1 protein-coding gene (only partly in view) is annotated in these 12,029 nt (G+C 67.7%); it reads right to left on the bottom strand.

Annotated elements, in window-relative coordinates; all coding sequences use genetic code 11:
- A protein-coding gene (locus ABZV91_RS00380) for a LuxR C-terminal-related transcriptional regulator (RefSeq protein WP_355233395.1) crosses the window boundary here: on the bottom strand, positions 1–12,029 show its 5' portion. It extends 29,635 nt beyond the left edge of the window; only the first 12,029 of its 41,664 coding nucleotides appear in the window; it begins with the start codon at positions 12,027–12,029; the stop codon falls past the left edge of the window.

Raw genomic sequence — 12,029 nt, 5'->3', positions numbered from 1 at the left:
TCGGTCCGGCTGGCCGCACCCAGCGCGCGGACGGTCTGCCCGACCCCGGCGACGGACTCGCCGGCCGCGACCCGTGCCAGGGCCGTGAGCTCGCTGCGGGACAGTTCGCGGGTGGCGACGGCCCCGGTCATCGGGATTTCGTCCAGCTGGAGATATCGGACGTGCAGTGCCCGGACCAACGCTTCGGTCTGATTGCGCGCGCCGAAAGCAAGAAGAATATTCCGGACGGCCGCCGACACCGTGGACACCGACAGTCCTGTGGCTGTTGCGATGCCCTCGTAGGTGTCGTGCACAGCCAGCAGGGGCAGGACCCGATCCTCCTGGTGGCTCAGCGGTCGCGCACGGGATGGATCCGATGCCGGCAGATCTTCCAGCCGGAAGATACGACCGCGCAATGCCCGAACGACCGCGCTGGTCCGGTCGACGGCATCCAACTTCTGCAGAATGCTCGACACATGCCGTTTCACGGCATCCTCGGTCGTCTCGAGGCTCGTCGCTATCTCGCTGTTCGATCTGCTCTCGGCGACCAACTCCAGGACATCCCGTTCCGGAGTCGAGAGGTCGTCATCGGAAGCCACGGCGGTCGGCACCGGAAACAGGAGACCGGCCGTTTCCTCGGCGAGCCTGTTGACCGCACTGAGTTTCAGCGCGTCCGGGCGCCCGCCTGCCCGGACCGACGCGACAGCGCGGTTCACACGCTGCCGTTGAACCGAATCCAACCCGGCCGCGGCACGGAAGAGGGTGGGCTTGTCCGCGCTTGCCAGGGCAAGCGCGATATCGACCAGTTCCGTGTCGTCGCGGTGCTCGAGGATTCGATCCACCAATTCACCATCGGTGGCCTGGTCGAGTGCCTCCGCCGAATCCGGAGCGACCATCCGGTTGCCGACGAGATAGGCGAGCACCACCCCCCGCCGCACGCCGAGGAACTGCTGGTCGGCGACCGCCGAGATCGCGGCGGTGGTCTCGACGTGCGCATTCGGCCGCGCGCCACGCGCGGACACGGCGACCAGATCGTCGCGCTGCGCCATATCGAGTTTTCGGCGAAGTCCGCGCACGGAGGTCTTGATCGTCTCCTCGCCGACATGGAACAGCCGGGCGATTTCCGCATTCGTCCGGCCCTGGGCGACCAGGCGCAGCACCGTCAGCTGGCGCACGGAGAGTGGACCGGTGGCCCGCTGCACCATTTCGGCGAGAAATACTCCGATATTGCCGACCAGGCTGTCACGCTCGGTGACACCCAGCTTGTCGTGGACACGTTTCACATAGGAGGTGACTGTCGATCTCGGAACGTCCAAGCTCTGTGCGATCACGGGATTCGCCATCCCTTGGACGATGAGCCGGAGGACAGCGAGTTCGACCGTCGACAACCTGCGGGTATCCGCCTGCCCCGGCAGGCCGGCCACCGCGGCACCGTCGGCTCCCACCAGCTGTTCGCGATCGGTGACTCCGAGCCTGTCGAAGATTCGCTTGACCTGAGCCTTGACCGCGCCTTCGGAGGTCTTCAGCTGGTCGGCGATCTGCGCGTTCGTCAGGCCCTGGACGATTCCGCCCAGGACAGCCCGCTGGTTCACAGAGAGCGGACGTTCCCCCTGCCGCACCGGACCATGGGAAGGAGTGTCGGTGCGGGGGTGCGCGAATACCGGCCCGGCCTGATCGATCAGGCCCTGCCGCTGAGCCGCCAATGCCAGATCCAGCTTGTTGTCGACATCGAACTTCTCGTACAGCTCCGCCATGAGCCGTCGCCGCTGCCCGTGACCCAGTTCCAGCCGGATACCGATCTTCTCGTTCGACCAACCGTCGGCGACGGCCCGGAGCACGCGTTCTTCGACCTCGGAAAGGTCCACAGCGGCCCGGGGTTCACCGTCGTCGGCCAGGACACCCGCACGCACCGCGGCCAGCACTGTGGGAATCACCCCGGTGGTGCCGAGTTCCTGTTCGGCACGAGCGAAGCGTCGCTCGATCGTCTTCGTGGACAGATCCAGATGCGCGGCGGCCGTCTTCGCGGAGTGGCCCCGCATGAACAGACGAAGGACTTCCTTCTCGGGCGGTCGTAGGGCGGCGCCGGCCCGATTCTCGACCTGAGCACGGAAGGCCCGGAGTATGTCGGCCGACAACACTGTCCTGCCCTCGGCGGCGCCGCCGGGCAATTCCCCGGCCAGCAACTCCGCGATCTCCACCTGTGCAGGCAGGAGCCGGAGACGCTCCGAGGATCGGCCCGCCTCCGTCGCGGACACGACCCGGGCTTCGGCGACCCCCTCGATCGTCGAGTGGAGTTGCAGCAATATCCGATTGGCCTGTGCCGGGGTGAGCCCCAGCAGCGCGGCCAGCGAGCGCGCCGGTGACCTGTGAGCTCCCTTCGCCGAACCGGCGACGAGTCGCACGATATGTGCCTCGCCCGGGGACAGCAGACCCGAACCCGAGGGGTTGTCCTCGGCCGAACCGGGAGAGTCGGTCCGGCCCTCGGCGATCGGACGGGACGCCCGCTCGCGGCCGTACAGTGTCACAGGTTCGCCGCGCCGCACGCTGGACCCGCCGGTGTCGTGCTCTTCCGGTTCCGTTTCGATCCGGTTGGTGGCCGCACCCGACCCGTTCAGTTCGATGCCCCGGTAGTACGCCACATCGCCGGATACGGTGAGCCGATCCGGATGCAACTGCACCGGGGCCACGTCGGGCAGATCGGGATCGAACAGCCAGATCGTCCCGTGGTGGTTGACAGCGAAAAGAACATGGCCGCTGCGGCCCTCGGCATACACCTCTTCGACGATCATCCCCGCACCCCAGCCGCGATCCACGAGCCGACCGGCGATGGCTTGTAACCCGTCCCGGCCGTCACCGAAATCCTCGAAGTGTCCTCGCGCCAGCCAGGAGAGAACCGGACCCGGAGCGCCCTCGTCGAGCGTGTCCTCGGGCACCGCCATCGCCTGCGCGATATCCGCGGTGGCCCGGTAGTAGTCGTTCACCAGCAAGGCCACCCGGCCTACGCAATCGGTTCGGCGGGCGGCGCTCGTCCGGGCGACGGTGCCGCCGCCGTGATCCCGTCGTGTCGCGCGGTGGAGCGCGGCCCGCATCGCCCGGGCCGCGGTGACATCGCCTCGGTCGATCTGCCGACAGGCCGCCGCGTAGTTTTCCACGGCCCGGCGGAGGCTCGTGAGGTGCGCGGCGGGGACACCGGTGTCGCGGGCGGTCGCCACCGCCGCTTCGAACCGCCGCAGAGCCGCGCCGGGCGTCTCCTCCACGGGCACGACCGCAGCTCGTCGCAGAGGCGCCTGGACCGCCGCCGACGCGGCCAGTTCTCGTTGCACTCGATCGAAATACCGGCCCAGCCAGGTGCGCTGCAGCAGGCGCTCGTCGGGCGCGTGCCGTACCGGCTCGACCGTTGCCGGGCGGCGATCGTCGGTCGTCGCGCCCAGGAGCATCTGTGGCAGTGCCGCACTGACTCGAGCGAGGAGTTCCTCGGCGGCAGCCGTGGAGAAACCGACATGCGCCGCGGCCTCGTCCAGCGGATCTCCATCGATGAGATGCAGCTGGATCAGATTCCACACCGTGCCGACATCGGCTACCCCGGCCAGCGCATTCTGTAGACCCTGGCGGAGTTCGACGATATCGAAGGGAGTCTGGGCGTTGTCGTCACCGATGAGTTCGCCGAGGGTACTGCCGTTGTCGATCACCTCCCGGTCGAGCGAGGGCGTTCCTCCCTTGATCATCTGCCGGGCCCAATCGACCTCCGCGACCGGAATGCCGAGGGTCTCGGCGAGGCCGGGACTCTGCACACGGTCCTCGTCCACCTGCAGCGCAGACGCTCGAATGCCGAGCTCGCGACGGACGCGGACGACGAGTTCGCGCTCCGCGCGATTCAATTCCGGATACGCGGCCTCGTACCGCGCCGAGAGGGCGCCCTGTACGGCGGCGGCCCAGGCGTGCGGCGTGAACTGACCGGTGGGTATGTGGTTGGCTATGGCCGCCATGATCGAGATCCGGCACGCCTGGGCCAGCTCGTCTCGCATATGCGAATCGTCGGTACTTCTCCCCACCTTGCGGGCCACCGCGTCGGCTACCCAGGCAAAACGGGCGAAGATCCGGTCTCGCAGCACCCTCTCTTCGGTCGATCCCACACGCGTGGCGTGGAACCGCCAGAACAGCTCCTGCTCTTCGGGTTCGGCCTCCTCCACCCCTTCGTGCCGGTAAAAACGTTGTATGGCGGCGACGACGAGATGGTGCGGAATTCCGTTGGCGTCACGCAGCGCACGCAGCGACGACAACCGCGGCCGCACGGTGCGGCCTTGCTCGGCGTGCTTGACTGCCCCCGCACTGAGTCGGCCGGAGAAATCCGCCTGGCTGCGGCCCAGGTAACGGCGCCACTCCCGAAGCCACGCGTTGGGGGTGGCGGACGCCGCGGGATTCGGGGGATAGATGCCGTCGGGGTCGTACCATGCCAGGCCCTCGCGGTCGAAGAACCAGACGATCGCTTCTCGGCCGATGTCGTCCGCGATGCCGTTGGCGGCGCACAGGTCCCGAACGGTCGCAGCGGTCGGTTTGCTCCGGAAGGACTCGGTCGCGCTGATCGTCCCGCTGCTGAACGGTCCGGCGAATACAGCCTGGTCGACACCGAGGTAGCGACGTAGCGCGGTCAGCCACCGGTTCACCGCGAACGGTTCCGCCGGATTGATTGCCGACGGCCGGGGCAGGTAATCCCCGTCGGGATCGTAATGAGCCAACCCGTCACCGTCGTAGAACGAAAGGAGCGCCGAGCGGACGAACTCGTCCGGTATCTCGTTGGCCCTGCACAGGGCGCGAAGAGCGGCAGCGCTCGGGTTGCGGCGTTCGCGCTCGAAATGCTTGACCAGGGTGGGGTTGGCCGGAAGGGCGAATTCGTTCAAAGTCTTGCCGAGGTAGCGACGAAGCGCGGCCAGCCACTTGTTCGCCGCGTACGGATCTTCGATATCGAATTCCGCGGGATGAGGTCTTCGCGTTCCCTGGGGATCGAACCAGGCGAGCCCCGCACCGTCGAAGAATCGCAGCAGGGCCGCGCGTGCGAGTGACGCGGGAATCCCGTTCGCGATACAGATCTCACGAACAACGCGGGGTGTCACATTTCCCGTCTCGAGCTCGATCTCTCCGATCGTCTTCGGATCCACCGCACCGCCGAATTCCGCTCGGCCGCGACCGAGATAATGGCGTAGATCTGCCAGCCATTTGTTCGCAGCGTGCGGATCGGCCGGATCGTAGTCACGCGGGCGGGGCCGGAACTCGTATTCGGGATCGAATCGCGCGAGCCCCTCGCCGTCGTAGAAATGTATCAGCGCCTCGCGAGCGAGCCGGTCGGGAATGCCGTTCGCTTCGACAAGTTTCAGCAGAGTGCTGCGGGTCGGATTCCTCCGGCCGCTCTCGATGAGCGAGATGACGGATTTACCGACCTCCGCTCCGCCGAAAGCGCTCTGACTCAGCCCCACGGCATCGCGATACTCCGCGAGCCATTCGTTGGCCGTGGTGAACTCGATGGGTCTGGGCAGGGTCACCCCACGTTCCGGAGCCACCTTCCCGCGGCCGATAACGGTGTGTGAGCCGATGGGATCGTCGGGATTGATCGCGGTGACCAACGCCGGGTCGAAGCCACCGATCACCGCGCCGACACCGGGCTCCTGGTATGCCCCGTCTTCTCTCGAGTATCGACTCGGCCGAACCGGCGCCGCCGTCACGGGGGATGCGACACCGGTATCCGGCGCGTCGGTCTCGGTGGCGCGGGTCTGCTGTGCCACCGCCGTGAGCCGCTGGATCGCGGCGAGCTGATCATGGGTCGGTCCGCCACCACGGTGTAATTCGGCGAGCGCGGCGCCGATCAGCCGACGGTCGTGCACCTTCACGTGATCCAGGCATTCGAACAATGTGTTCTGGGCCACCTCGAACAACCAGTCCGCGACGTCTCGCCCCGCCGGCACCGGCCACCGATTGCCGGCGGCGAATGTCATGACACGGAAATGGATCGCATGCGCCAGCCGGGTCACGTGGATCGGCGGGGTCCCCCGTCCCGGCTCCCACCCCAGCATGGCCACCGTGCGCTGGATGTTCTCCCGCCCGTACCGCGTGTTCAGTGCCTGCTCCGCTGCCTTGTCACCGGCTCGGGCGCGGGACAGTGTCGCGTCGTCGCCGGTGGTCCGGCCGAGCGCGGCCGGGTCGACCGGCGCCGCCCTGCCACTGGCGTCGTCCGCGGTGACCACCACGTCGGGCCCCGAGTCCACACCGGCCGCTGGGCTCTCACCGACGGCCCGATCCCACCTCGACCACCGGGTTCCGTCGACCTGCAGAATTCCCGCCCGGATTCCCACCGCGACCATGGCGGCGGGTATGTAGGTCCCGAGGGCGCGGCCGATTTCACGAAGGTGCGTGTGCACCGCTGCGGTATCCAGCGACAGGATCGCGGCGATGGCCGCGGGTGTGCGGCCTTTCGCGGTGAGTGCCAGCACCGCGGTCTCTCGTTCGGACAAGCGGACTGTGGCAGTATTTTCCGGCATCGGAAACGCGGCGGGATCGAGTTCGCCGCGGCGGGTCGCTTCGGCGACAGCGGCGGCCCGGTTGGGGACGCCCAGCGTCCGCGCTGTCCGCCGGTCGATCTCGGCCACTGTTCGCCGGGGCATATTCGAGCGCTGGGCGATCGCCGCGCGGGACAAGCCCTGAGCCGCGGAATCGAGGACCGCGAGTTCGGTGTTTCCGATGGCCGGCTCGATCCCGGGGACACCGTGCGCCGCGGCGATCGAGCGCGCCAGGCGACGCAGCCCACCCGCGGCCAGCGTGCCGACAGTGGTGGCGGTCCAGTGCTGTGCCGAGGCGCCCCGGGCATTGAGCCCGTAGGCAGTTTGCTCCTCGTTCAGTCCCGTACGGAACCGGAGTTCGAGGACCCTGCGCTGACTCGGATACAGCTGGTCGACGAACTGCCCGAACAGCTCGACCGGAGACGCGGCGAGCGCGGCGACCACCGGATCGGCGTCCGTCAGGCCTTCGAGAGACTTGTAGGCGGCCACTACTCCCCGTTGCAGGACCCGCAGGTCCCAGTGGGAACCCGGGTCCCGCGACGTCGGGGCGGCCGAGGCTCCGGCGGCCGCAACGGTCACCGGGGGCACCGGGATGTCATCGCGGCGATCTGCTTCCGGCCTGCCGGCAGCGGCCGGTGGATTCGCCACAGGTGCCGATTCGGCGGGTGCTGCGGCAGTAGCGCCGGCGGGACTCGCCGCAACAGCATCCGGTTCGGTCGCGCCCGCTGCTGTTTGCGGGGACCGGTCAGGAACCGAAGTCCCGGCTTCCGGTATGTCCCCGGCGCGGTACTGCGCGTGTACGGCGCGGGTCAGCTGTTCCAATGCGTCGAGCTGCTCCGTGCTCGGCTGCTGTCCGCGGGGCGGTGCCTGCAGCACGCCGGCCACCAGGCCGCGTTGGGTGGCATCCAACCGACCCAGTCCATCGAGCAGTGCGTCACCGGTGTTCTCGCGCAGCCACTCGCCCAGATCATGACCACTGGGCACCGACCACCCGTGCAGTGCCGCGGCTCGGAATCCGGCGAAGGTCATCGCGTGTGCCAGGCGGCGCACCGGCTCCAGCGGTGCTCCGGATGTGGTGTCCCAGCCCAGCTGTGCGCTCGACTGCGCGAGAGCGGCGGGCCAGAAGGTCTGCACCAGCGATCTCGCGGCGACGGGATCGCCTTGCTGGGCGGCCTGGAGACGGGCCCGGAGTTCGGGGGACACGTCGATGGTTTCGGGCGCGGCCACAGTCTCGGGGCCGGCTGGGATCGCCGCAGCGGCACCCTCGGCTACGCCCGGCACGGCGGCCTGCGGAGATACGGCGGAGGTCGCCGAAGACGAATCCTGCTGCGGTATCGCCGCCGCAGGTACGGCTGTGGTCGAGGCCCGCGCGGGCTCGGCCGCCCCGACGGCAGGTTCGTCGCCGACGGTGCCGGTGATCGGTGAGGGTGGCTTCGGCGCCTCGGCGCGCTGGGGGCCGGTGGTGGAAGGGTCGGTGGCCGGTGGGGCGTGGGGCAGGTGCGCGGTCGCGGGGTCGTGGGTGCCCGGCTGACGCACACCGACGGGCTGCAGCTTCTCGGCCAGCGCCCGGATATCGGCGTTGGCCGCCGCCAGATTGCGTTCGGTGGCCTCGACCCTGTTCAGGGTCCGCGCGAGTTTGTCCTGGGTCTCCCGGCTCGGCGCCAGCGCGTGCTCGGCCAACGCGGCACGATGCTCGGCCAACGCGTCCTGATGCTGGGCATACCGGATGATCGAGATCTGCGCCTCGGGCGCATCAGCGTAGAGCGCGTCATCGACAGCGGTGAAATACTGCGCACTCCCCTTCCCGCCACTACGCGCAGTACGGTTCTCGACCTGGATATCCACCGCCCGCGACTCCGCCGAACGCCCCGAGATCAACACATGCAAACCCCCGTCGTCATTCACCTCCGTACCCACCGGAATATCCACCCCCCGACCCCCCTGCCGATTGATCACCAGCACCTTGCCCCGCTGACCGGCCTCCTGAAAGATCTTCTGCAACTCCGCTTCCGCGTCCACCCCGTGACGCAGAAAGAACTTCGCATCCACCGCGATATGCTCCACCCGCGCCGCGTCCAGCAACGCCGACAACCGGGCCACCTCACTGTTGCGGTTACACACCGCCAACTGCGGAATACCCGAAGGCTGCCGCTCGGCGATACTGGACGCCATCGCCGCCAACTTCGCGTCCTGATGACTGATCACACCCTCGCGACCGACAGCGACATAATCATCGGCGATCCTCAACTGCAAATCCTTGAACCGCGGAATATCGACCACCCGCGCACCGTACTTACTCAACAACTCACCCGCGACCGCATCGGCCGTCCCGGAAAAACCGAACATCTCATCACTCTTGTCCGCCGAGAACAACTCCCCCGCGGTAACCGACGCCGAACTGGCCGGATCATCCCGGATCCGGATACCGTGCTTGGCCTCCACCGCCTGCGCCAACCCACCATTCCAACGGCTCTCGGTCGACGTCTCGGCATCGAACATCACCTTGTGCGACGTCTGATCGATGATATAGATCTTGTGCGTCTCCGGATTCAACACCCACTTGCCGTCCGCATCCACCACAAACTCCGGACCCAACTCCGAATGATGCCACACCACATAATGATCGTTCTCGACATACTCGAACTCCGCCGCCGCGGCCATCGTCAACCGATTCGCTTCCTCCTCGGTCAACGGCCGACCCAGAATCTCCTCGATCTTCACCCGGCCCGCATCACTCAACTCGGTACCACCACCGACCCGCCCCGGCTCCCGCCCGAAATCGAACTCACTCAACACCCCCGCCTTCCGGGCATCGGTGAAAAAAGCATGCGCATCCCCCACCGCGGCCTCCACATCCACCGCCGCCGGATTCCCCGCCCCCTCCGACAACACAAACGTCGTATTCGCGAACACCAACGCCTCATCGATCTCATCGATACCATTCCGACGCGCCAACGGCACATTCCCCCGAAGCTCACCGAACCCCAAATCCTCCATCGTCCCCACATAAATCGTCGGCCGCCCCTCCACCGGATCCGCATACGGCGCATCCGGATTCATCCGCACAATATCGAAACCGTACTCCCCCAAAATCGTCCGATACTCACCGAACGCATCATGAGCCAAACCGTCACGAGTCGTAATGATATTCACCGGCTCCCCCCGCGCCGCCTTCAACGCCGCCGCCGCCAGGAACACCAAAGTCTTACCCTCCCCCGCCTGCATATTCCCCACACCCGCATCCCGCGCCACCAACATCGCCATCACCTGCGTCCACCGCAACACCCGATGCTTCGGATCACCCCGACGAACGATCTCCACCATCGCCGCCGCCGACTCCTGACCATCCGTACTCTGCCGAATCATCCAATCGAAACCCTCCGGCGACACCAAACTCCAATCCGTCGCCGCGTGCCGAGCGAGAACCTCCTCCGCCTCCCTCCGGTACTTCGCCGTCAGATCGGCCCCCACCGAAACCTCTCCGGCCGCCGGCCCGTCCTGCCCGTCAGCAGATTCCGAATCCCGCGACCCTGCGCCTACCCCGGAATCTTCATCGGACTCGGCGTCGAACCTCGTCGAACCACCGTCCTCGGCGGCCCGTGCGGGCTCCTCGGCAGAAATAGACGATTTCGCCGGCGACTCGCCGGACGGCTGCACCGCCGCATCCACCGCGCCCTCACCGGCCTGCGACTCCGGTTTCACCACCGGCGGTTTGAACGCCGTGCCGGACGCATCCGCAGAAACCGCTCTGTCCGGATACCCCAGCGGCTTACCGACCGCATCCGCCGTATTCACCATCGGCTTCGTCGTACCGGGTGGCTTGGCCGGCGTCGCTTCGGAACCGGGACGCCCGGGCGCGGCCGAATCGGCCGCAGCGGCAACCTTCGCCGCCCCTGCGGCAGGCTCGCGCACTACTACACCATCGGCCCCGGGCTGCCGCGGTACGGCCGTGCCCTCCGGCGACTCCGCAGATCTACCGGCACCGACAACCGCTTCGTCCCCATCGGTCGCCGGGCGCACGGTCACTGCCTCGGGTTTGCCTGAAGTGGCAGGGTTCTCCGGCGAGCCCCCAGGTTTGCCGACCACGCCCCCCGCGTCGTCGACCGGCGACACGGGCCGGTCGGCGACTTCGGCCTGCAGTGACCCAGCGCGAACATCCCGCCCGCTCGAGGTGTTCACCTCACCGGCCAACACCTCGGTCGGCTTCCACGGCTTCGCGACCGACCCTTCGGCGATATCCTCACGCCCACCGGGCGACTCGTTGACGATCGTGCCCTTCGATGCCGCCGGCTCACCCGCTTCGGCCGCCGCGGACTCGCGGACCGATTCCTCCTCGGCCAGCCGCTGCAGCAGACGAGCATGCAACTCTCCCGCCGGCCGCGCACCCCGGCCCCCGTCGCTGTCGACGCGGGCAGGCTCGGCATCCGGCGATACCGACCGCCCCGGACCCGTATCGGCACCCACATCGCGGCCCTCGGCCGCGGACGAAACACCCGCACGCGGCGCCAGCGAATCCACCTTCACCGGACTCACATTCTCCGGCAGCGAAAAATCACCAGGCCGCCACTCCACCGAATTGACCTGCCGGACATCGGTATCGACATCCCGCAACAACCCCGACAACAACTCGTTGAGCTTCTGCCGATGAGACTTCGGCACCGCCTCCGGATCCACCCCCCGCAACGGACCACGCGCCACCAGCGCCTCGACCAACGGCCGACCCGCACTCCCCGCCGGCGCGCCCGGCTCCGGCCCCGACCGCACCCCTGCCCCCGAACCACCACCGCCCTCCGGACCACCCGGCATCGCCGCCCGCAAACTCGCCACACCATGACCGGCCGCCCCCAGAAACCCCCCCGCCACCGCCGGCACCAACGACTCCGTAAAAGCATCCAGCGTGAATTTCTCCCCCGACATACTCAACGCCACCCCCGTCCCCACAATCCCCCCCGCCAACCCACCCGCACCACCGGTCAACAACGCCCCACCCAACTGCACCCCCACCCGCTTACCCAGCGTGTCCGCCAACTCCGCCCGCGCCACAGTCGCCGGAACCACCCACCGATCCCCCACCCACTTCCCCGCCACCACACCCGCGGCACCACCGAACAAACCCGCCACCGCCGCGATCTTCACATCCGCCCAAGCAACCTCCCCCCGCTGCTCATAACCCACCTGCTTGAGCTGCACAGCCAAATTGATCCCACCACCCTGCACAGCACCCAAACCCCCCGCCTTCACCGACAACGCCATCACCCCCCGCTCCGCGGCGGCCCGCGCACTCATCCCCGCGAAATACTCCACCAACTTCCGCGAAAGGATCTCCAACGCCGTCCGCGTCCGCATCGTCTGCGCCACCTGCACAAGCGCACCCCCATACGCGAACATGATCGCCGCATGGAACAACGTCCACGCCAAAATCACCGCGAACCCGATCACCGTCCACTTCTGGACCTCGAACGCGTTCGCCCCCTCATACAACTGCTCGGCCTGCGCATCCAA

Source organism: Nocardia sp. NPDC004568 (genome assembly GCF_040609955.1).
In the GTDB taxonomy this organism is placed as follows: Bacteria; Actinomycetota; Actinomycetes; order Mycobacteriales; family Mycobacteriaceae; genus Nocardia.
This window is presented reverse-complemented; position numbering and strand designations above follow the sequence as displayed.